At 59.6% G+C, this 21,340-nt stretch carries 19 protein-coding genes; all 19 read left to right on the top strand.

What is annotated here, in order from left to right; translation table 11 throughout:
• The first annotated feature begins 1 nt into the window (after position 1).
• The 19 genes from DXD94_RS09290 (at position 2) to DXD94_RS09200 (ending at position 21,098) form a co-directional block, all read left to right on the top strand.
• Positions 2 to 2,017 carry a dipeptide/oligopeptide/nickel ABC transporter permease/ATP-binding protein gene (locus tag DXD94_RS09290; protein ID WP_117735351.1) on the top strand — a complete coding sequence of 672 codons (2,016 nt, stop codon included), beginning with the start codon at positions 2 to 4 and terminating at the stop codon, positions 2,015 to 2,017.
• On the top strand, positions 2,018 to 2,845 hold the full coding sequence (locus DXD94_RS09285; RefSeq protein ID WP_006236159.1) for an ABC transporter ATP-binding protein: 828 nt from the start codon (positions 2,018 to 2,020) through the stop codon (positions 2,843 to 2,845).
• A gap of 80 nt (positions 2,846 to 2,925) precedes the next feature.
• Positions 2,926 to 3,903, top strand: coding sequence for an acetylxylan esterase (locus DXD94_RS09280; protein ID WP_117763871.1), 978 nt, complete (start codon positions 2,926 to 2,928; stop codon positions 3,901 to 3,903).
• Complete coding sequence (locus DXD94_RS09275; RefSeq protein ID WP_117743839.1) at positions 3,896 to 4,747, top strand: acetylxylan esterase; 852 nt, start codon at positions 3,896 to 3,898, stop codon at positions 4,745 to 4,747. The genes DXD94_RS09280 and DXD94_RS09275 overlap by 8 nt, the downstream gene beginning before the upstream one ends.
• Positions 4,748 to 4,815: 68 nt before the next feature.
• A complete protein-coding gene (locus DXD94_RS09270) occupies positions 4,816 to 5,736 on the top strand; it encodes a dihydrodipicolinate synthase family protein (RefSeq protein ID WP_117735348.1) in 921 nt (306 codons plus the stop codon).
• Between the two features lie 170 nt (positions 5,737 to 5,906).
• Positions 5,907 to 6,872 (top strand): ROK family protein, encoded by a 966-nt coding sequence (locus tag DXD94_RS09265; RefSeq protein ID WP_117735347.1) that lies wholly within the window; start codon positions 5,907 to 5,909, stop codon positions 6,870 to 6,872.
• 70 nt (positions 6,873 to 6,942) lie between these two features.
• Positions 6,943 to 7,629, top strand: coding sequence for an N-acetylmannosamine-6-phosphate 2-epimerase (locus tag DXD94_RS09260; protein ID WP_117763870.1), 687 nt, complete (start codon positions 6,943 to 6,945; stop codon positions 7,627 to 7,629).
• Between the two features lie 101 nt (positions 7,630 to 7,730).
• Positions 7,731 to 8,651, top strand: a complete 921-nt coding sequence (rapZ, locus tag DXD94_RS09255) for an RNase adapter RapZ (RefSeq protein ID WP_022094878.1) — start codon at positions 7,731 to 7,733, stop codon at positions 8,649 to 8,651.
• Between the two features lie 6 nt (positions 8,652 to 8,657).
• Positions 8,658 to 9,587 (top strand): DNA-binding protein WhiA, encoded by a 930-nt coding sequence (gene whiA, locus DXD94_RS09250; RefSeq protein WP_117735345.1) that lies wholly within the window; start codon positions 8,658 to 8,660, stop codon positions 9,585 to 9,587.
• A gap of 193 nt (positions 9,588 to 9,780) precedes the next feature.
• Entirely contained in the window at positions 9,781 to 10,806 is a 1,026-nt protein-coding gene (gene gap, locus DXD94_RS09245) for a type I glyceraldehyde-3-phosphate dehydrogenase (protein WP_117735344.1), read from the top strand.
• A 140-nt stretch (positions 10,807 to 10,946) separates the two neighbouring features.
• Positions 10,947 to 12,137 carry a phosphoglycerate kinase gene (pgk, locus tag DXD94_RS09240; protein WP_117763869.1) on the top strand — a complete coding sequence of 397 codons (1,191 nt, stop codon included), beginning with the start codon at positions 10,947 to 10,949 and terminating at the stop codon, positions 12,135 to 12,137.
• Complete coding sequence (gene tpiA, locus DXD94_RS09235; protein WP_022094882.1) at positions 12,130 to 12,897, top strand: triose-phosphate isomerase; 768 nt, start codon at positions 12,130 to 12,132, stop codon at positions 12,895 to 12,897. The genes pgk and tpiA overlap by 8 nt, the downstream gene beginning before the upstream one ends.
• A gap of 5 nt (positions 12,898 to 12,902) precedes the next feature.
• Complete coding sequence (gene gpmI, locus DXD94_RS09230; protein WP_117735341.1) at positions 12,903 to 14,456, top strand: 2,3-bisphosphoglycerate-independent phosphoglycerate mutase; 1,554 nt, start codon at positions 12,903 to 12,905, stop codon at positions 14,454 to 14,456.
• A gap of 155 nt (positions 14,457 to 14,611) precedes the next feature.
• Complete coding sequence (secG, locus tag DXD94_RS09225) at positions 14,612 to 14,866, top strand: preprotein translocase subunit SecG (protein ID WP_117735340.1); 255 nt, start codon at positions 14,612 to 14,614, stop codon at positions 14,864 to 14,866.
• Positions 14,867 to 15,156: 290 nt separating this feature from the next.
• On the top strand, positions 15,157 to 16,833 hold the full coding sequence (locus tag DXD94_RS09220) for an ABC transporter substrate-binding protein (protein WP_117735339.1): 1,677 nt from the start codon (positions 15,157 to 15,159) through the stop codon (positions 16,831 to 16,833).
• Positions 16,834 to 16,988: 155 nt separating this feature from the next.
• Positions 16,989 to 18,026, top strand: coding sequence for an ABC transporter permease (locus DXD94_RS09215; protein WP_117735338.1), 1,038 nt, complete (start codon positions 16,989 to 16,991; stop codon positions 18,024 to 18,026).
• A 14-nt stretch (positions 18,027 to 18,040) separates the two neighbouring features.
• On the top strand, positions 18,041 to 18,976 hold the full coding sequence (locus DXD94_RS09210; protein ID WP_117735337.1) for an ABC transporter permease: 936 nt from the start codon (positions 18,041 to 18,043) through the stop codon (positions 18,974 to 18,976).
• A 2-nt stretch (positions 18,977 to 18,978) separates the two neighbouring features.
• Positions 18,979 to 20,070, top strand: coding sequence for an ABC transporter ATP-binding protein (locus DXD94_RS09205; RefSeq protein WP_117564867.1), 1,092 nt, complete (start codon positions 18,979 to 18,981; stop codon positions 20,068 to 20,070).
• Entirely contained in the window at positions 20,070 to 21,098 is a 1,029-nt protein-coding gene (locus DXD94_RS09200) for an ABC transporter ATP-binding protein (RefSeq protein ID WP_117763868.1), read from the top strand. Before DXD94_RS09205 ends, DXD94_RS09200 begins: the two co-directional genes overlap by 1 nt.
• The last annotated feature ends 242 nt before the right edge of the window (positions 21,099 to 21,340 follow it).

The following is a 21,340-nucleotide window of genomic DNA, read 5'->3' as shown; positions in this document are numbered from 1 at the left end:
TATGGTAAAGATTCGAGAGAAGCAAACCGAACAGCTCGAGAAGGCTGCTTCCAAGGGGCTCAAGCTCGGTGGCTGGAAGAAGATGGCGCTATCTTCTAAGATTGCCGCCGTCGTGCTGGTGCTGGTCGCCCTGACTGCGATCCTGGCACCCCTGCTTGCCCCCTATAGCCCGGTCGATATTTTCACCGCGCGCCAGGCGCCTGGTGGCGGCTTTATCTTCGGTACCGACGACAAGGGCCGCGACATCCTTTCGCGTATGCTCTACGGCGGCCGTTACTCGCTGATCATCGGCTTTGGTGCTACCGCCATGGCTTTGGTCTGCGGCTCTGTTGTCGGCGCTCTTGCGGCGGTTTCGCGCAAGTCTGTCTCTGAGGCGATCATGCGTATCCTGGACATCATCATGTCCATCCCGGGTATCGCCCTCGCAGCCGTCTTCGTTTCCATCCTGGGCAATTCCGTGCCGTCGATCATCTTTGCGATCGGCTTTATGTACACCCCGCAGATCGCCCGTATCGTGCGCGCCAACATCGTGTCCGAGTACGGCGAGGACTATGTCCGCGCGGTCATCGTGTCCGGCGCCAAGGCTCCGTGGATTCTGATCAAGCATGTTCTGCGCAACTGCATCGCCCCGATCATGGTCTTTACCGTCACCCTGGTCGCAGACGCCATCATCTTCGAGGCTTCGCTGACCTTCATCGGCGCTGGCATCCAGGAGCCCACCGCTACGTGGGGCAACATTCTTGCCGACGCCCGCGGTGGCGTGCTCGCCGGCCGTTGGTGGCAGGCGCTGTTCCCGGGCCTGGCCATTATGATCACCTGTCTGGCGCTCAACATCCTGTCCGAGGGCATTACCGACGCTATGGCCGCCGCTCCCTCCGCTGCCCTGGATCCGACCGATTCTTCCAAGCGCCGCGAGGCCGACCTGCTGGTCTCCGACCCCGTTCGTGCCTACAAGGAGCAGGCTCAGTCCCTCTCCGCTCGCCTTGGCGCCCTGCGCGATGTCGAGCTCAAGCGTAACGACCGCCACGTGCCCGATGAGTCTGTCGAGCCGATCCTTTCGGTCCGCGATTTCTGCATCCAGTTTGAGCACCACGGTGATATCAACGTCGTCGACCATGTCAACTTTGATGTCCGCCCCGGTCAGACCATGGGTCTGGTGGGCGAGTCCGGTTGCGGTAAGTCCATCACCACGCTGGCCATCATGGGCCTGACCGATGAGGACGAGCATCTTTCCGGCGAGGTCCTCTGGGAAGGCCGTGACCTGCTCAAGATGAGCAAGAAGGAGTGGTTCGGCCTGCGCGGTACCGATATCGCCATGGTTTATCAGGACGCTCTGTCCTCGCTCAACCCCTCGATGCTCATCTCCGCTCAGATGAAGCAGCTCACCAAGCGCGGCGGCACCCGCAGCGCCGAGGAGCTCCTGGAGCTCGTTGGCCTCGATCCCAAGCGTACGCTCGAGAGCTATCCGCACGAGCTTTCCGGCGGCCAGCGTCAGCGCGTCCTGATCGCTATGGCCCTTACCCGCGACCCCAAGCTGGTTATCTGCGACGAGCCCACGACCGCTCTGGACGTTACCGTCCAGAAGCAGGTCATCAAGCTGCTCAACGATCTTCAGGCCAAGCTCGGCTTTGCCATGATCTTCGTCTCGCATGACTTGGCTCTGGTCGCCGAGGTTGCCCATAACATCACGGTTATGTACGCCGGTCAGGTTATCGAGCAGGCGCCCACCAAGGAGCTGCTCACCAACCCGATCCACGAGTACACCCGCGGTCTTCTGGGCTCCGTTCTGTCCATCGAGAGCGGTTCGGGCCGCCTGCACCAGGTGCCCGGCGCCGTTCCGAGCCCGCGCGATTTTCCCAAGGGCGATCGCTTCGCGCCCCGCTCGAGCCATCCGCGCATTGGCCTGGACACCCGTCCGGTCTTCAAGCGCGTACCTGGCACCGAGCACTTCTATTCCGAGCTCCCCGACGAGGTGCTCAAGGCAAATGGTTTGACCCCTCACGCGGAGGTGATGTAGATGAGCGAGACCGCAGTCAACGGCGTCGAGCCGATCATCTTCCTTGATGATGTTCACGTCACCTTTAGGACCCGTACCGGCTCGATTCTGCACCCCAACCTGGTTCACGCCGTCCAGGGTGTAACGATTAAGCTCATGCCCGGACAGACCATCGGCATCGTCGGCGAGTCCGGTTGCGGCAAGTCCACCACCGCCAACGTCATGTGCGGCCTGCAGGCCCCCACGAGCGGCAAGGTCTACTTTAAGGGCAAGGACGTTACCAAGCGTACCGCCGAGGACCGTCGCCACATGGGTCGCGTCATCTCGGTCGTGTTCCAAAACCCGGCCACGGCGCTCAACCCCCGCATGGTCGTTCGCGAGCAGTTGCTCGACCCCATGCGCGTCCACAACCTGGGCACCGAGGCAGAGCAGGAGAAGCGCGTCAAGGAGCTCCTGGAGCTCACCGGTCTGCCCAGCTCTGCCGCCGAGGTTCTTCCCGGCCAGCTTTCGGGTGGTCAGCGCCAGCGCGTGGCAATTGCCCGTGCCCTGTCGCTGAACCCCGACGCTATCATCGCCGATGAGCCCACCTCGGCTCTGGATGTTTCGGTCCGCGCGCAGATTCTCAACCTGCTGACCGACCTTAAGAAGGAGCTCGGCCTGGCCATGGTGTTCATTAGCCATGACATCCAGACGGTCCGCTATATTTCCGACGACATCATCGTCATGAATGGTGGCAAGATCGTCGAGCAGGGCGAGGCCAAGCAGGTCTTCCAGCACCCCCAGGACCCCTACACCAAGATGCTGCTCGGCGCTGCGCCGTCGCTGCTGCACCCCAAGCTCGGCGAGTAAGTTCGCTTTCCCTCCCGTGCGCCCGGTTCCCTTGCCGGGCGCACCTCCGTTGCGATTTCGAAAGGTTGGGTTCACGAGCCATGCCAAGTGCTCAGGAGCTACAGCAGCAATTTGGTGAATATCGAGGCGCCATGCCCCGTCCATCAGATTTCGATTTCTTTTGGAAAGATCGCATGGCCGAGGCCGACGCCGTTGGGCTTGACTATGCGATTGAGGCGGCATCGGTCGCCGATGCTGTGACTTGCCAGCTTTTCGACCTCTGGTTTACCGGTATGTGCGGCGCCCGCCTGCATGCCAAGTACCTTAAGCCCGTCTCGGACGAGCCCGTGCCATTGGTGCTTCAGTTCCATGGGTATCCGGGTGCAAGCCGCAGCTGGTTTGAGCAGGCGTCGTTTGCTGGTATGGGCATGGCGCTGATCGCTCTCGATTGTCCTGGCCAAGGAGGTCCCTCCGAGGACATTGGTGGATTTGAGGGCACAACGGTCGCGGGCCATATCGTCGCCGGTATCGACGGCGACCCGGCCAACCTCTACTATGTCCGCTTGCATCAGGACATCCGCATCCTATGCCGTATCGTTCGCGAGCTCGAGGGCATCGATTTTGCCCGCGTATTTGTGAATGGCGCATCGCAGGGCGGCGGCTTGGGTATTGCGACCTGCGCGCTTAACAGCGAGCTTATCAATCGCGCCGCCATCCTCTATCCCTTCCTGTCGGATTTCCGCCTGGTCTGGGATTTGGATGCCGATGATATTGCCTACGAGGGCCTTCGCTATTGGTCGCGCTGGTTTGATGAGGACTCGACTCGTATTGATGAAGCCTATGCAAAGCTTGCGTACTTCGACTCCAAGAACTTCGCCCCCATGGTCAAATGCCCCGTGCTGTTTGGCACGGGAACTGCCGATATCGTTTGCCCGCCGGCAACGCAGTTTGCGGTCTACAACAACCTGACCTGCGAGAAGCGCCATGAGTTCTTTGAGGGCTTTGGCCACGAGGAGATTCAGGACTTTGACGATCTGATCATTCCGTTTTTCTGCAAGGGAGGGGAGGCTCATGTCTAAGTGCGAAAGCAATGTCGATGAGCTGATTGTCCCCGAGCTTACGGGGATTCCCGGGACGGTTTCGTCAAAGCTCTCCGATTTCCGGGATTGGCGCGGCGATACTTCGGTGGATATTTCCGATTTGTGTACAGCCGTATCGAATCCTGAGGTTTGCGGGTTGACCGTTACGGCGATTGATTTTGCCAATCCGTGCGCGCGCTACTCCGAGGTCTCCTTTGAGGTCGGCGGGGATGTCGTACACGGCCGCCTGATTGAGCCCGCTGGTCGCGCCCGGACATCCGAGCTTGTGCCGCTGTGCCTGATGTTCCATGACATTGACCGGCCCGTGCGTGGATGGCATCACATGACGAGGTTTGCCGCCATGGGATATGCCGTGCTTGCGCTGGACGATGATGTGATTGGGTGCAGCGATCTGCAGCAGGGGATCACCTCGCCTGCTTTTGTCAAACGCATCCGTTGGGGCTGCGCGTTGTCGAAGGTCGCACGCAATCTTGACAGCGTGGATCCCGACCGCATGTTTGCATGGGGCGAGGGTCTTGGCGGAGGAGTCGCGCTGGCGGTTTGTGCTCTGGACGAGCGGGGCCTTGCCTGCGCGGCAGTTGCCAATCCGCTTCCCGGCGGCCTCGAGGCACTGTCGTCTCGGGTGCGCGGATCGGTACTCATGGGCACATCGCTCATGGATGCCGTGAGTGCTCCCAAGGGCCAGTTTGCCGTATTCAACGGTCTTGAGTGTGACCGGAGGCATATCATCTATGCCAAATACGCTCATGAGCGCATCAATGCGTTCGAAAACGAAGTCGTCGACTTCTTTAACCAAACGTTCTACCCGTGTTCTTTGGCCTAGGCGGCCTGGACACTGCCAACAAGAGTGGGTGGCATAGGGCCGCCCGCTAGACAACTAAGGAGATTCTTGTGGCAACTCAGCAATTCACCGGCGTTATTCCCCCCGTCGTTGTTCCCGATACCGAAGACCATCAGCTCGACGTTGCCTCCTTTGAGCGCAGCATCAACCGCATGATCGACGCCGGCGTCGACGGTCTGTTCTTCTTGGGCTCTTCGGGCGAGGTCGTATTCTCCACCGACGAGCGTCGTCGCCAGATCATCGCCGAGGCCGTCCGTATCGTCGACCACCGTGTGCCTGTCCTGGTCGGCATCATCGATACCGAGACCGAGCGCATGATCGAGCACGGTAAGGTCGCTCAGGAACTGGGCGCCGATGCCCTCGTCGCCACCTGCCCGTTCTATGCCCTGCAGGGCATGACCGAGGTCGAGGAGCACTTCCGCATCCTGCACGAGGAGCTCGACCTGCCCATCTTTGCCTATGACATTCCCGTCTGCGTTCACACCAAGCTCCCCTGGAAGCTCCTTGCCAAGCTCGGCGCCGAGGGCGTCCTTGCTGGCGTTAAGGATTCCTCGGGTGATGACATCTCGTTCCGCTACCTCGTTCAGGAGAACGAGAAGAACGGCCATCCGATGAGCATCCTCACCGGTCACGAGGTCGTTGTCGACGGCGCTTACCTTGGTGGCGCCGACGGTTCCGTCCCGGGTCTCGCCAACGTTGAGCCCGAGGGCTACGTGCGTCAGTGGAAGGCCGCTCAGGCTGGTGACTGGGCTACCGTCAAGGCCGAGCAGGATCGCCTCAATGAGATTTCGCACATCTGGGATGTCACCTCGGGCGTCCAGGGCTATGCCGGTGGCGTCGGCGCCTTCAAGACCGCTATGAACCTCATGGGTATCTTCGACAGCCCGACCATGCCGCGCCCGGTGAAGGCCATGACCGGCGAGAACGTCGAGGCGATCAGGAAGGTTCTCCAGGACAACGGTCTGCTGTAAAGCTTCTCCAGGCACCCGATCTTGGGGCTCAAGTGGTCGGGCGTGACCCATTAGGTCAACGCCCGACCACTTTCGCCCCAACCTCGGGCAGCTGGGAAACCTTTATCAACCTGTGGCGATAATTCTGCCCTCATTTCCTGTAGTTGTTTTAATCTCCTAAGGAGAGCGACATGGAGAACAAGTACGTTTGCTCCGTCGATATCGGCGGCACCAAGATTGCGACTGCCATTATGGAGTATCCGACTGATGGCGGCGTGCCCCATCCGGTCTTTGAAGCTGAGGTTCCCACCGAGGCCCAAGAGGGCGGCGAGGCCGTCTTCCAGCGTATCGAGGCGTCCATCAAGGCTGCTCTCGAGGCGAATCCCGATGTCGAGGTCCTTGGCGTCGGTATCGGTGCCGCCGGCGTCGTCGATCCCAAGACGGGCGCCATCGCGTATGCCAATGAGATCATGCCCGGCTGGTCCGGCGTTCAGTTGGGGCCACGTCTGCGCGAGGACCTCGGTCTTCCCGTTGCCGTTGTAGGCGACGTGCAGGCTCATGCTCTGGGCGAGGCCCACTGGGGCGTCGGCAAGGGCAAGTTCTCCGTCTTGTGTCTTGGCATCGGTACGGGCATCGGCGGCGCATATGTCGAGAACGGCCGCGTGATGCAGGGCTTCCATGGTGCTGCTGGCCATATGGGCCACATCGAGTGCTCGGCTGCCGCCGGCATTCCCTGCGCCTGCGGGCGTTCTGGCCATCTGGAGTCGGTTGCTTCGGGCACTTCCATTGGTCGAATGTATGACGAGCGCTTTGGTCGCGTTGACCCCAGCCGTCCTTCTGTCGGACGCGACGTAAACGACCTGTGCCGTGCGGGCGACGCAAAGGCGACCGAGGTCATCCATGACGCCGGCTTTGCGCTGGGTGCCAGCTTGGGCTCGCTCGCTAACATCCTGGACCCTGAGGTCATCGTGCTTTCGGGCGGCGTGATTCACCAAGGTCCCGATTGGCGTTCGCAGACATGGAAGGATTCGGTGCACGAGGGCTATGCCAGCCAGGCGCTCGATCCGCTTCAGGACACGCCGATCCTCATCGGTTCTCTGGAGGGCGATGCTCCGCTCATCGGTGCCGCTGAGCATCTTCTCGCCTCGTTGAAGTAAACGTATCTGCTGTAGGAGCCTCCCGAGACAACACGCCTCGGGAGGCTGTTCTGAGAAAGGTTGCAGCCTTATGACCGTCGATCCTTTGATTCAATCCCTGAAGGGCAAGCTCGTCGTGAGCGTTCAGGCGTATATGGGCGAGCCGCTTCGTACGCCCGAGACCATGGCGCAAATGTCTCGCGCTTGCGAGCTCGGCGGAGCCGCCGCTATTCGCTGCCAGGGCCTTGCCGACATTGCCGCCATTAAGGGTCGCTGTGAGGTTCCCGTCATCGGCCTGTGGAAGGATGGGCATGAGGGCGTCTACATCACGCCGACGCTGCGTCACGCCCGCGCCTGCGTCGCTGCCGGTGCCGATATCGTGGCGATCGACGCCACCGATCGTCCGCGCCCCGATGGCAAGACGGTCGAGGATACCTTCCGCCCGCTGCACGAGGAGGGTGTGCTCCTGATGGCGGACTGTGCCACCATCGAGGACATTAGCCGTGCGGTTGATATGGGCTTCGACCTGGTATCCACCACGCTCTCTCATGGTGTCGCCGCCATCGACTGCACCATGGCCGATGGCCCCGATCTGCCGCTCCTGCGTCAGGCGACCGAGGAATTCCCCGGCCTTCCCATCATTTGCGAGGGTCGCGTGCATACGCCCGAGGAGGCTCGCGCCGCGATCGATGCTGGCGCCTGGGCCGTTGTCGTCGGCACCGCCATCACGCACCCCACGAGTATTACGAGTTGGTTCAAGGCTGCGCTTGAGGCGTAAGACAGGCCTCGTATCCGCTCGGGGCGGTATACTCAATATAGGCAATTGACCGCGCGGGATCCGGGTTGCTGGGTTCCGCGCTTGTTTTTAGGAGGCAGCACATGCAAAAGGGAGATGCCATGGATGCGGCGGAGCGCTCGGAGCGCATCCCCGATATCGTCATCATCACCGGAATGTCCGGATCGGGCCGAACGCAGGCCATGCATGTGTTCGAGGACATGGGTTACTTTTGCATCGACAACTTGCCTCCGCGTCTGATCGCCCAGCTTGCCGAACTCGTCGGCATCAATACGGGCGTGGGCAGGCATCTTGCCGTCACCTGCGATTTGCGTAGCCAGGGACTGTTTGACGAGTTACTCGATGCGGTCGCTGCGCTCGAAGAGCGCGAGATGAGCTGCGACATCGTGTTCCTGGAGGCTTCTGACGAGGTGCTGATCCGTCGTTATAGCGAAAACCGCCGCCGCCATCCCATTGCCAAGCCGGGGGAGACTACGGCCGACGCGATTCAGCGCGAGCGCCTGCAGCTGCAGGGTGTGCGCGATCGAGCCGATATGATCATCGACACGAGCCGCCTGCGCACCTCTGCCCTGCGCAACAAATTGCGCATGGCGTTCTCCGAGTTGTCCGACCAGCAGCTCATGGACGTTCACGTGTTCTCGTTTGGCTTTAAGCACGGTATGCCCGTCGAGGCGGACATCATGATCGACGTTCGCTTCCTGCCCAATCCGTTCTACGATCCCGAGATGCGCACCATGACCGGTCTCGATAAGAAAGTCTCCGACTTTGTTCTGGACCATCCTAAGACCCAGGAGTTCTGGAAGGCCTGGACGCAGCTGCTCGATACGGTCATGCCCGGCTATATCGCGGAGGGCAAGCCGCAGCTTTCTATTGCCATCGGTTGCACGGGCGGCCAACACCGCAGCGTTGCCATCGCCGAGGCCACGGCACGTTATTTGGAAGGTGCCCAGTATCACGTGAGCATTTCCCATCGCGACCTGTCGCGCGCGAACACGAAAGCATAGGCCTGCATGTCGTTTACCGCGGAGGTGCGCGACGAGCTTGCGCGCTGCGAACCTGAATGTGAATACTGCGATTTGTCGACGCTTGCCGCCCTGACGCGCGTGAGCGGTACACTTTCGCTGGCCGGCTCCGGGCGGTATCGTTTGACGGTCGCGACCGAGACGGGCGCCGTCGCGCGCACGATGATCACACTGACGCATCGCATCCTTAAGCTCAAAACGGAATTCACCGTTCGTAAATCGGTCTTGCATAAGGTCCGTAACTATCTCATTACCCTGCCCGATCAACCCGACCTGGACAAGGCTCTGGTGCTGCTGGGCATTCTCGACCGCAGGGGAGGGCTCGTCGCCGGTGTTCCCCGGCACATCGTTGCCCGTCCCTGCTGCAGGCTTGCCTACATCCGTGGCGCGCTCATCGCGGGCGGTTTCGTGGCCGATCCCCGCGGCGACTTTCATTTGGAGATCGCGGTGCAGGGCGAGCAGTATGCCCGGGGACTCTGCGATCTATTGGAGCAGATCGGGGTCCATGCGCGCGTTAACGCGCGGCGCGGATCCTTTGCTGTCTACATTAAGAGCGCCGAGGAGATCGAGCATCTTTTAAAGCTGATTGGTGCCAAGCGCAGCGTTGCCGAGATTGAGGAAGCGCGCGCGGTCAAGTTGGTTAAGAACGATGTGAACCGTCGCGTGAATGCCGAGCTCGCCAACCAGACCAGAAGCGCCGGTGCTGCCCAACATCAGCTTGCGTTGATCGATGAGCTCGAGCAGCGTGGCCTTCGCGATGAGCTTCCGGATGCATTGGCGGTCTTTTGCGACCTGCGCGAGCGCTACCCCGATCTGTCGCTGCGTGATTTGGGGGAGATGGCTGACCCTCCCTTGTCGAAGTCGGCCCTCTACCATCGAGTTTTGAGGCTTGAAAAGCTCATTGAAGCAAACAGGTAGTTTAAAGTATCGACTTATATACGGATTTAGCTGCTATTTTATTCTTTAAAACGTTTTAACGTAAATTTGATTTTCAATTTCGACCATTCTCGTGAAATTCAAGTCCAAAAAAAGGTATATTAGGCGAGTGGTTAGTTTGTGGGCCTCAACGGCAGGCGCTGTAGCTTGCGGGGGCCTTACGAAAGGAGACACAATGGCAGTAAAGGTTGCTATTAACGGCTTCGGTCGCATCGGTCGTCTGGCCTTCCGTCAGATGTTCGGTCATGAGGGCTCCGAGATCGTCGCTATCAACGACCTCACCTCTCCCGACATGCTCGCTTACCTGCTGAAGTACGACTCCACGCAGGGCAACTACGCTCGCGATCACGAGGTCGTTGCTGGCGAGGATTCCATCACCGTTGACGGCAAGGAGATCAAGATCTACAAGGAGGCCGACGCCAACAACCTGCCTTGGGGCGACCTCGACGTCGACGTCGTTCTCGAGTGCACCGGCTTCTACACCAGCAAGGCTAAGGCTCAGGCCCACATCAACGCTGGCGCCAAGAAGGTCGTCATCTCCGCTCCGGCTGGCAGCGATCTGCCCACCATCGTGTACAACGTCAACCACGAGACGCTGACCGCTGAGGACAACATCATCTCCGCTGCTTCCTGCACCACCAACTGCCTCGCCCCGATGGCCAAGGGTCTGAACGACTTCGCTCCCATCGTGTCCGGCATCATGACCACCATTCACGCCTGGACTGGCGACCAGATGCCGCTCGACGGCCCGCAGCGCAAGGGCAACAAGCGTCGTAGCCGCGCCTGCGCCGTCAACATCGTCCCCAACTCCACCGGTGCTGCCAAGGCTATCGGCCTGGTTCTCCCCGAGCTCAACGGTAAGCTCATCGGTGCCGCTCAGCGCGTCCCGACGCCGACCGGCTCCATCACCAACCTCTACGCTGTCGTTGACAAGAAGGTCACTGTCGACGAGGTCAACGCTGCTATGAAGGCCTACGCTGCCACCATCTCTGAGACCTTCGGTTACAACGAGGACGACATCGTCTCCACCGACATCATCGGCGAGACCCACGGCTCCATCTTCGACGCCACTCAGACCATGTGCTCTGACCTCGGCAACGGCCAGACCCTCGTTCAGGTCACCTCTTGGTACGACAACGAGAACTCTTACACCTCTCAGATGGTCCGCACCATCAAGTACTTCGAGAAGTTCGTTGCTTAATTTAGCTTTTAGCGAATAGCTCGTTGAGCGTCTAAAGAAGGGCGCGGCCTTATAGGGCTTACACCCTAAGGTCGCGCCCTTTTTATAGGAAATCGTCTGCCGTAATGGAAGGCAGACACGTACGAAAGGTAGAAGCAAACATGGCCTTTACCAAGAAGACCGTCCGCGACATCGATGTCGACGGCAAGCGCGTTCTCGTCCGCGTTGACTTCAACGTGCCTATCAAGGATGGCGTCGTTGGCGACACCACCCGCATCAAGGCTGCCCTGCCCACCATCAACTATCTCGTTGAGCACAATGCTCGCGTCATCCTCATGAGCCACCTCGGCCGTCCTGAGGGCACCGGCTTCCAGCCCGAGCTGTCCCTCGAGCCCGTCGCCAAGAAGCTCGCTGAGCTCTCTGGTCTCGACGTTGCCTTCGTCGTCGACACCTATGGCGAGAAGGCCGCCGAGGCCGTCGCCGCCGTCGAGCCGGGCAAGGTCCTCGTTCTCGAGAACGTCCGTTTTGACAAGCGTGAGAAGAAGAACGATCCCGAGATCGCCAAGATCCTCGCTTCCTATGGCGACGTCTTCGTCCTCGATGCCTTCGGTACCGCTCACCGCGCCCAGGGTTCCGTTGTGGGCCCCGCCGCTTACCTGCCCGCAGTCGCTGGCTTCCTGCTCGAGAAGGAGGTCGACACGCTGACCGGCATCTTCGCCGAGCCCGAGCGCCCCTTCGTCGCTATCGTCGGCGGTTCCAAGGTTTCCTCCAAGATTGGCGTTCTCGATCACCTCATCGACTCCGCTGATACCCTGATCATCGGTGGCGGCATGGCCTACACCTTCTTCCTGGCTCAGGGCCTGACCGTCGGTCAGTCCCTCAAGGAAGAGGACTGGGTCGAGCGCGCTGGCGAGATGCTCAAGAAGGCCGAGGAGAAGGGCGTCAAGATCCTGCTCCCCATCGACAACCGCGTTGCCGATCACTTTGGCGAGGACGCTGTCCCCGAGGTTGTCGCTTCCGACGCTATCCCCGATGACCGCGAGGGCATGGACATCGGTCCCAAGACCGAGGAGCTCTACGCCGAGGCCGTCAAGGGCGCCAAGACTGTGTTCTGGAATGGCCCCATGGGCGTCTTCGAGTTCGACAACTTCGCTCACGGCACCCAGGCTATCGCCGAGGCTGTCGCCGAGGCCGACTGCACCTCGATCATCGGCGGCGGCGACTCTGTCGCAGCTGTCAACAAGTTCAACCTGGCCGACAAGATGAGCTGGATCTCCACCGGTGGTGGCGCTTCCATGGAGCTCGTCGAGGGTAAGGCCCTGCCCGGAGTGGAGGCGCTTCTCGATGCCTAATCGCACCCTTCTTATCGCTGGTAACTGGAAGATGAACAACGACGTCGCCGAGGCCGCCAAGCTCGCCGACGAGCTGGCTCAGGCTCTGCCCGAGGTTCCGGCTGGCGTCGAGGTGCTCGTGTGCCCTCCGACCATCGACATCACCACGGTTCATGACCGCATTCAGGCTGCCCCCATTGCCCTCGGTGCACAGAACGTGTACTGGGAGGCCAAGGGTGCCTTCACCGGTGAGTCCTCTTGCGACATGCTCAAGTCCGCTGGCTGCACCTACTGCATCATCGGTCACTCCGAGCGTCGCGACTACTTCCACGAGACCGATGAGGACCAGAACAAGAAGGCCAAGGCTCTCGTTGCCGCTGGTCTTGTTCCCGTCTTCTGCTGCGGCGAGTCCCTCGAGGTCCGCGAGGCTGGCACCTATGTCGAGCACGTCGTGAACCAGGTCAAGGCTGGCCTTGCTGGTCTTGAGATCACCTGCCCCAAGCAGGTCGTCGTCGCTTACGAGCCCATCTGGGCCATCGGCACCGGCAAGACCGCTACCGCTGAGGACGCTCAGGAGGTCTGCGGCGCTATCCGTGAGACCCTCAAGGAGATGTTCGGCGAGGAGCTCGCTAACGGCATCCGCGTTCTCTATGGTGGCTCTGCCAAGCCCGGCAACATCGCCGAGCTCGTCGCCAAGCCCGACGTTGACGGCGCCCTCGTGGGCGGCGCTTCGCTCAAGGCTGCCGACTTCGCCTCTATGGTCGTCAAGGCAGGCGAGTAGGACATATGGCACAGCGTCACCTTCCTGCACTCCTGATCATCATGGATGGCTGCGGCCTGGCTCCGGCCGATGGCGAGAACGCCGTCGCCGCTGCCAAGACGCCCTTCCTTGATAGCCTGTACGAGAAGTATCCTCACACCACGCTCGGCGCTTCGGGCGAGGACGTGGGCCTTCCCGACGGCCAGATGGGCAACTCCGAGGTGGGCCACCTCAACATCGGTGCCGGCCGCATCGTCTTCCAGGAACTTTCGCGCATCAACAACGCCATCAAGGATGGCTCCATCGCCAAGAACGAGGTTTTCGTCAAGGCTATGGACGATGTCAAGGCCGAGGGTAAGACCCTTCACCTTATGGGCCTTATGAGCCCTGGCGGCGTTCACTCCCACATGAACCACGTCGAGGCTCTGGTCAAGATGGCTGCCCAGCATGGGATCAAGACCGTTCGCGTTCACGCCTTTATGGATGGCCGCGACGTCGATCCGCAGTCCGGTGCCGGCTACATGAGCGAGTTCTGCGCCTTCCTGGCTAAGATCTCCGAGGAGACCGGTTGCGACGCTCGTGTTGCCACCGTCTCGGGCCGTTATTGGGCCATGGACCGCGATAATCGTTGGGAGCGCATCCAGCGCGCCTACGACGTCATGGTCAACGCGTCCGATGCCGATACCGACCCCGTTGCCGGTATCAAGGCCTACTACGAGAAGGACCCGCGCGGCGACGAGTTCGTCGAGCCCTTCGCTGCCCACAACGAGGGCATCCACGAGGGCGACGCGGCCATCTTCTTCAACTTCCGTCCCGACCGCGCCCGTCAGATGACCCGCGTTTTCACGGACAAGGAGTTCGACGGCTTTGAGCGTGAGCAGATCAAGCTTTCGCACTTTGTGACGATGACCGAGTACGATCCGACGTTTGACGTTGATGTCGCCTTCCCCAAGACGTTCCCCGAGAACGTCCTGGCCGACGTCATCGCAGCCAATGGCTTGAAGCAGCTGCACACCGCCGAGACCGAGAAGTACGCCCACGTGACGTTCTTCCTCAACGGTGGCATCGAGGAGCCCAAGGAGGGCGAGGAGCGCGTGCTCGTCGCTTCCCCCAAGGTTGCTACCTACGATCTGCAGCCCGAGATGAGCGCTCCCGAGGTTACCGAGAAGCTCGTCTCCGCTATTAACGAGGATCGCGCTGACTTCTACATCGTGAACTTCGCGAACTGCGACATGGTTGGTCACACCGGCGTGTTCGATGCTGCCGTCAAGGCTGTCGAGGCCGTTGACGAGGCTCTCTCCAAGGTTGTCCCGGCGATTCTCGCCAAGGGCGGCTTTGCGCTGATCACCGCCGACCATGGCAACGCCGACCACATGTTTGACGTCGCTACCGACGGTTCCAAGCATCCGTTTACGGCTCACACCACCAACCGTGTGCCGTTCATCATCGTTGATGAGAAGGCCAAGCTTACCGGTATCGAGGACGGTCGTCTCTCCGATATCGCTCCGACCATGCTCACCATGGCTGGTCTTGAGCCTTCCGCCGAGATGACGGGTCGCGTGCTCGCCACCGAGGCCTAAAGAAAACAACTAACGTTTTCTTGTAAGGGGGTTGTCCACGTCCGGGCAACCCCCTTTTGCGCTATTTCTACCCCGTCCCCAAATGGCAGATGGGGGAGTGCTCGAGGTTGTGGTACAGTACTGGAGTTTGAATTGTTCTATTAAGGAGCTTATCTATGGGTCCGTTCCAGATTCTTCTGTTTGTCGTTTGGGCTGTGTCTGCCGTGGCGCTGACGATTCTCGTTCTGATGCACTCCGGTAAGGGCACTGGTGTTTCGGATATGATCGCCAGCTCTCTGTATAATTCCACCTCTGCCACGGGCGTTATGGAGCAGAACCTGGACCGCCTGACCGTTATCATGGCTGTCGTGTTTGCCGTGTGCGTCGTGCTGTGCATGTTCTTCTTCCCCCAGGGCATCGTGGGCTACTAAGCTCGAGTTGCATATACGCTTGAAAAGGGTTCCGCAAGTGCGGGACCCTTTTTGTTTACATGTTTGTAACAGGGTCAAAATATCCCCACATACTTCGCCTAACTAAAGAAATTCTCGACCGTTAACCGGAATCAGCGCCAAATTGTGCATAAAATGCGCTACTGTATTGAAAACGTTGGCCCGCATTGCATAACCAGCCATAACGGCGGACCGCGTTTGAATGGTTCGATCGGGTTGTCTCGACGTTGCCCAATCGAATTCACTTTGTCCTATCTCATAAGGAGGATGGCATGGCTGATTCTATGTTCCACCAGCCCGTTATGGGTCGTCGCGCCTTTGTTGGCGGCACCCTCGCTGCGAGCTCCATGGCTTTTCTTGCCGCATGCGGCAAGAAGGGCGGCGACGCTTCCGGTTCTGAGTCCGGTTCGACGCTGAACTTCTACATTAACAACCCGGTTTGCATCGACCCCTACAACGTCCAGGAGGATCAGGGCACTCAGGTCAACTACCAGCTGTTCGATGCTCTGACCACCTACGACAACGAGAAGGGCGAGATTGTCCCGCTGGCTTGCGAGTCCTTCGAGGCCAACGATGACGCCACCGAGTTCACCTTCAAGATCAAGAAGGCCAAGTTCCACAACGGTGACGACGTTACCTCCAAGTCCTTCAAGCTCGGTTGGGAGCGTCTGGTCAACACCAAGTCGGCCATCGCTACCGAGTATGGTCCTTCCGAGGTCTCCTATCACCTTTCCATGGTCGAGGGCTATGACGATCTGCTTGCCGGTAACGCTACTGAGCTCAGCGGTGTTACTTGCCCCGACGATGAGACCCTCGTCGTCAAGCTGTCTTCCGCTTACGCCGACTTCCCCTTCGTCGCATCTCACCCGGCTCTGGCCCCGGTTCCCGAGTGCGCCGAGTCCGATGTCAAGAGCTTCTACCTTGCCCCGATCGGTAACGGCCCGTTCATGATGGACGGCAAGTGGGAGGATGGTCAGGAGATCAACCTCAAGAAGTTCGACGATTACTATGGCGACAAGGCCAAGATCGATGGCATCCACTTCCAGGTCATCAAGGACATGGAGACCGCTTACAAGGAGTTCCAGGCCGGTAACCTCGATGTCTGCGACGTTCCCGTTGCTCAGATCGACGCCGCCAAGAAGGATCGCGGCGTGTCCAAGGACGGCTACACCATGGGTGACGGCGAGCGCATGCTGCTCGGCGCCGAGCCTTCCACGTACTACCTGACCTGCAACAACACGGCCGAGCCGTTCAATAACGCTGACCTGCGTAGGGGCATCTCCCTGGCCATCAACCGTGAGGCCATCTGCAAGACCATCTTCAAGGGCACCCGTACCCCCGCTGACGGCATCGTTCCTCCGGGAATCGCCGGCTACAAGGAGGGCGCATGGGAGTTCTGCGAGTACAACGTTGATAAGGCCAACGAGTACCTCGACAAGGTTGCTCCTGCCGGCGCCAACGGCGACCGCGGCATCAACGTGACCCTGTCCTACAACCAGGACGGTGGACACAAGGAGATCATGGAGTCCATCATCGGTGACCTCGCCAAGGTGGGCGTTACCGCTACTTCCGATACCCCTGAGTGGTCTGCCCTGCTCGAGCAGTATCAGAACTTTAACTATCAGTTCGGTCGTCTGGGCTGGATCGCCGACTACCCGATCATGGACAACTTCCTGTACCCGCTGTTCCACTCCGACTCCCTCGGCGGCGACAACCGTTCCGGTTACAGCAACCCCGAGTTCGACGCTAAGGTTGACGAGGCTCGTACCACGGTTGACGACGATGAGCGTATCGCCAAGATGCAGGAGGCCGACGCTATGGTCGCTGCCGACTGCCCGGTCATCCCGGTGATGTTCTACACGCACACCATCGCCGGCTCCGATCGCATCAAGCACCTCTATGTTGATCCGCAGAAGCACGCCGATCTGGGTACCGCTGAGCTCGCCTAAGAGTTGCAGCTTCCATGAGGGTCAAGTATTTACGTAGACCTCATGGGAAACATACAGTTCCCCCTAACCTGGGGTAAACTGGCTGATGGTAATTTTGGGATGCCGGTCTGGCGATCGGCATCCCATTTAGGTTAATCCCTAGATAGGGGAGTGGTATGGGTAAGTACATCGTTAAACGTGTGCTTCAGTTCATCCCGGTGTTTTTGGGCGTCACGCTGATTCTGTTCGCCCTCCAGAATATCGTGCCGGGAGATCCGATCAAGCTGATCGGTGGAGACAAGGCTCTGTCCCCCGAGGTGGAGCTTCAGCTTCGCGTTCGCTATCACCTGGTCCAGTCGGACGAGGATGGCAACGCGATTCTTGACGAGAACGGCGACCCCGTTCAAACGTCGCTCGTGGACCGTTACTTGTATTACATGAACGGCCTGCTTCATGGCGATCTGGGTAATTCGTATCAGCGCAAGCTGCCGGTTACGGAAATCTTTGCCCAGAAGTATCCGTATACGGTCAAACTTGCCGCGTGCGCCATCGTGCTCGAGGCAATCATGGGTATCGGTGCGGGTATCATTTCGGCAGTAAAGCGTTACTCCTTCTGGGATATTTTGGTAACGCTGACCACGTCGATCCTCGTTGCCGTTCCTGCCTTCTGGCTCGGTATGTTGTTGCAGCTGTTCTTTGGTGTCATCCTCAAGGATGCCACCGGCGGCGCTTTCTCCATGCCGATCTCGGGTGCTGGTGGTTCCAGCTCTCAGTATCAGGATTGGATGCACTATGTGCTTCCGACCATTACGCTGGCTTCGGTTTCGACCGCCTATGCTGCCCGCATCATGCGCTCGCAGCTGCTCGACGTCATGAACCAGGATTACATCCGCACAGCAAAGGCCAAGGGTCTCTCCAATCGTGCGATCATCATCAAGCATGCGCTTAAGAATGCACTCATCCCCGTCGTTACCTATATTGGTGTCGACTTCGGCGCCATGCTTTCGGGCGCCATCCTGACCGAGACGGTCTTTAACTGGCCCGGTATTGGCTATGAGGTCTACCGCGCCATCAGCATGCGCGACTGGCCCATCGTTATGGGCGGCGTTACGCTCATCGTTGTCGTCGTTATGGTGATCAACCTGCTCGTCGACATTAGCTATGCATTCCTCGACCCGCGCATCCGCCTTGGCGGTCCGTCGGATAAGGCTTAAGGGAGGTACGTCTCATGCAGGAAACTGATTCTCAGTCTCAGGGGCAGGCTACCGCCACCAAGGCCGCATCTGCTCCCGCCAAGTCCCGCACGCTGTGGGGCGACGCTTTCAAGCGTCTTCGTAAGAACAAGCTCGCCGTTATCGGTGTCTGCTGGATTATCATCGTTGTTGTGGTTGCCCTGACCGCCGATTTGTGGGCTAAGCCCTGGCTCGGTTCGCCGACGGCCTCCGACTCGACTACCATGGCCGAGACTTCGCTGTTGGCTCCGTGTGCCGAGCACCCGTTTGGCACCGACTCCCTTGGTCGTGACATTCTCGTCCGTGTTATCTACGGTGCACGCGTTTCGCTTTCCGTCGGTATTATGGCCACCGCCATCTCCACGGTGATCGGTCTGGTCATGGGCGCCCTCGCCGGTTTCTATGGTGGCATCTGGGATACGATCATCATGCGCTGCGCGGACATCTTCCTGGCGTTCCCGTACGTCCTATTCGTTGTCGCCATGATCGCCGTTATCGGCCGTGGTCTTCAGAACGTCTTTATCGCCATCGGTATTCTCGGCTGGCCTTCGATTGCGCGCGTCTTCCGATCCGCGATTCTGACGGTCAAAGAGAACGACTATGTTGACGCCGCTCGCGCTATGGGTGCATCCGATGCCCGTATCGTTATGCGCCATATCTTCCCGAACTCCGTTGCTTCTATCGTGGTCTACGCGACCATGAACATTGGTGGCGCTATTCTGACCGAGTCCGCTCTGTCCTTCCTCGGCATGGGCGTTATCCCGCCTACGCCTTCGTGGGGCTCCATGATTCAGGACGGTCAGCAGTATCTTCTGACTGCTCCCTGGATGATGATCATGCCCGGTCTGGCAATTCTCTCGACGGTGCTCGCCTTCACTCTGCTTGGTGACGGTCTGCGCGACGCCCTCGACGTCAAGATGAAGGACGCATAAGGATGAAGAAGAACAAGAACTATGTGGACCTGAAGGACCAGCCGGTTCCCGAGGGCCAGCATCTGCTCGAGGTCGATGACCTTAAGATGTATTTCCACACCGAGGATGGCGTCGTTCGCGCCGTCGATGGTGTGTCCTACACGCTCGATCGCGGTGAGACCCTGGGTGTCGTCGGTGAGTCCGGCTCTGGTAAGTCCGTGACCGCCATGACCATCATGGGCCTTATCTCGATGCCTCCGGGAAAGATTGAGGGCGGTGACGTTCGCTATCGCGGTCGTTCCATCCTCGAGATGACCGAGGAAGAGATGCAACACATTCGCGGTAACGATATCGCGATGATCTTCCAGGATCCTATGACCTCCCTTAACCCGGTCTATAAGATCGGTAAGCAGGTGGGCGAGGGCCTTCGTCTGCACCGTGGCTACTCCAAGCAGGAGGCGCTCAAGCGCGCCACCGAGCTTTTGGACCTCGTTGGTATCCCCGAGCCCGAGAAGCGCGTCAACGAGTATCCGCACCAGTTCTCCGGCGGCATGCGTCAGCGTGTCATGATCGCTATGGCTCTTGCCTGCGATCCCGATATTCTGATTGCCGACGAGCCCACGACTGCTCTGGACGTTACCATTCAGGCTCAGATTATCGAGCTCATGCAGGAGATGCAGGAGAAGAACGGCAACGCCATTATCATGATTACCCATGACCTGGGTGTTGTCGCCGATATGGCCGATAAGATCATGGTTATGTACGCCGGTCGTCCCGTCGAGTTCGGTACTGCTGAGGAAATCTTCTACGAGAGCCGCCATCCCTACACCTGGGGTCTTATCCGCTCCATCCCGGAGCAGGCTATCGATGAGAAGAAGCCGCTTACGCCGATTCACGGCAACCCGCCCTCGCTCATGAACCTGCCCGAGGGTTGCGTGTTCTCGCCTCGTTGCCCCTATGCGACGGACAAGTGCCGCAAGCAGCGCCCCGAGCGCGTTGTTACCGAGTCTGGTCATTACTCTGCGTGCCACTACTCCGGTGACCCCGAGTTCCTCAAGAACGCTCCTGAGACGTCCCGTACTCGCAAGGATTCCAAGAAGGGAGGCGAGGCGTAATGGCAGATACCAACGAGCGTACTCCGCTGCTTAAGGTCGAGCACCTCTCTAAGGAGTTCCCCGCTGAGTCCGGCATGTTCGTCAAGCGCTTCTCCAAGCGTGTCGTCTCTGCTGTGAATGACATTTCGTTCGAGATTTATCCGGGCGAGACCTTTGGCCTGGTCGGCGAGTCTGGCTGCGGTAAGTCCACCACGGGCCGCACCATCATGCGCCTGACCAAGCCGACGGCAGGCAAAGTGTTCTTCCAGGGCAAAGACGTTGCCGAGATGAGCAAGCACGAGATCAAGGATATGCGTCGCGAGATGCAGTTCATCTTCCAGGACCCCTATGCTTCGCTCAACCCTCGCATGACCATCGGCGAGATTGTTTCTGAGCCCATGACCATTCATGGCGTGGGTACCAAGGAAGAGCGTATCGAGCGCGTCCGCGAGCTGCTGGACGTCGTCGGTCTGAACCCCGAGCACATCAACCGCTATCCGCACGAGTTCTCGGGCGGCCAGCGCCAGCGTGTCGGCATCGCCCGCGCGTTCGCTCTGAAGCCCAAGCTGATCATCTGCGACGAGCCCGTCTCTGCACTTGACGTATCCATTCAGGCCCAGGTTCTGAACCTTCTTAAGGAGCTCCAGGACAAGTTCGGTACGGCTTATCTCTTCATTGCTCACGACCTCTCTGTCGTGCAGCACATTTCTGATCGCGTTGCCGTTATGTATCTGGGCAAGATGGTCGAGGTTTCGGACTGGAAGACGCTCTACAGTGAGCCGCACCACCCGTACACGCAGTCGCTACTGTCTGCTGTGCCGGTGCCCGATCCGGATATCCAGAAGACCCGCAAGCGCATCATTCTCGCTGGCGATCCGCCGTCGCCGCTGGATCCGCCGACCGGATGCCGTTTCCACACGCGCTGCCCGATCGCGCAGGGCATCTGCTCCGAGAAGCTTCCTGAGTTTAAGGAAGTTGCCCCGGGTCACTGCTGCGCGTGCCACTTCGCCGAGCCGTTCCCGATCAAGGAATCGCACATCGACCTGTAGTCGGTAAACGGCAGGGTCCTTGCTGGGGTTACTTTTCAGAACGTCCTCGGACATGCAAGAAGCCCTCGCTGCGCACTTCGTGCGGCGAGGGCTTCTTGCGTCCTGCGGAGTGTTCTGAAAAGTAACCCCAGCAAGGACCCTGCGTTAACTCGGCTGAGGGGAGGGCGATTCCTTGATCGCTCACTTAATCTAATGGGAAATTGAGTGAGGCCGGAGCTTTGGCTCCGGCCTCTTTTTATAAG

The organism is Collinsella sp. TM10-22 (assembly GCF_003466125.1).
Lineage (GTDB): Bacteria > Actinomycetota > Coriobacteriia > Coriobacteriales > Coriobacteriaceae > Collinsella.
This window is presented reverse-complemented; position numbering and strand designations above follow the sequence as displayed.

What these genes read in the sequence shown, in the direction of transcription:
- DXD94_RS09290 (WP_117735351.1), top strand. Translation starts at nt 2, where the DNA reads ATGGTAAAGATTCGAGAGAAGCAAACCGAACAGCTCGAGAAGGCTGCT.
- DXD94_RS09285 (WP_006236159.1), top strand. Translation starts at nt 2,018, where the DNA reads ATGAGCGAGACCGCAGTCAACGGCGTCGAGCCGATCATCTTCCTTGAT.
- DXD94_RS09280 (WP_117763871.1), top strand. Translation starts at nt 2,926, where the DNA reads ATGCCAAGTGCTCAGGAGCTACAGCAGCAATTTGGTGAATATCGAGGC.
- DXD94_RS09275 (WP_117743839.1), top strand. Translation starts at nt 3,896, where the DNA reads ATGTCTAAGTGCGAAAGCAATGTCGATGAGCTGATTGTCCCCGAGCTT.
- DXD94_RS09265 (WP_117735347.1), top strand. Translation starts at nt 5,907, where the DNA reads ATGGAGAACAAGTACGTTTGCTCCGTCGATATCGGCGGCACCAAGATT.
- DXD94_RS09260 (WP_117763870.1), top strand. Translation starts at nt 6,943, where the DNA reads ATGACCGTCGATCCTTTGATTCAATCCCTGAAGGGCAAGCTCGTCGTG.
- rapZ (WP_022094878.1), top strand. Translation starts at nt 7,731, where the DNA reads ATGCAAAAGGGAGATGCCATGGATGCGGCGGAGCGCTCGGAGCGCATC.
- whiA (WP_117735345.1), top strand. Translation starts at nt 8,658, where the DNA reads ATGTCGTTTACCGCGGAGGTGCGCGACGAGCTTGCGCGCTGCGAACCT.
- gap (WP_117735344.1), top strand. Translation starts at nt 9,781, where the DNA reads ATGGCAGTAAAGGTTGCTATTAACGGCTTCGGTCGCATCGGTCGTCTG.
- pgk (WP_117763869.1), top strand. Translation starts at nt 10,947, where the DNA reads ATGGCCTTTACCAAGAAGACCGTCCGCGACATCGATGTCGACGGCAAG.
- tpiA (WP_022094882.1), top strand. Translation starts at nt 12,130, where the DNA reads ATGCCTAATCGCACCCTTCTTATCGCTGGTAACTGGAAGATGAACAAC.
- gpmI (WP_117735341.1), top strand. Translation starts at nt 12,903, where the DNA reads ATGGCACAGCGTCACCTTCCTGCACTCCTGATCATCATGGATGGCTGC.
- secG (WP_117735340.1), top strand. Translation starts at nt 14,612, where the DNA reads ATGGGTCCGTTCCAGATTCTTCTGTTTGTCGTTTGGGCTGTGTCTGCC.
- DXD94_RS09220 (WP_117735339.1), top strand. Translation starts at nt 15,157, where the DNA reads ATGGCTGATTCTATGTTCCACCAGCCCGTTATGGGTCGTCGCGCCTTT.
- DXD94_RS09215 (WP_117735338.1), top strand. Translation starts at nt 16,989, where the DNA reads ATGGGTAAGTACATCGTTAAACGTGTGCTTCAGTTCATCCCGGTGTTT.
- DXD94_RS09210 (WP_117735337.1), top strand. Translation starts at nt 18,041, where the DNA reads ATGCAGGAAACTGATTCTCAGTCTCAGGGGCAGGCTACCGCCACCAAG.
- DXD94_RS09205 (WP_117564867.1), top strand. Translation starts at nt 18,979, where the DNA reads ATGAAGAAGAACAAGAACTATGTGGACCTGAAGGACCAGCCGGTTCCC.
- DXD94_RS09200 (WP_117763868.1), top strand. Translation starts at nt 20,070, where the DNA reads ATGGCAGATACCAACGAGCGTACTCCGCTGCTTAAGGTCGAGCACCTC.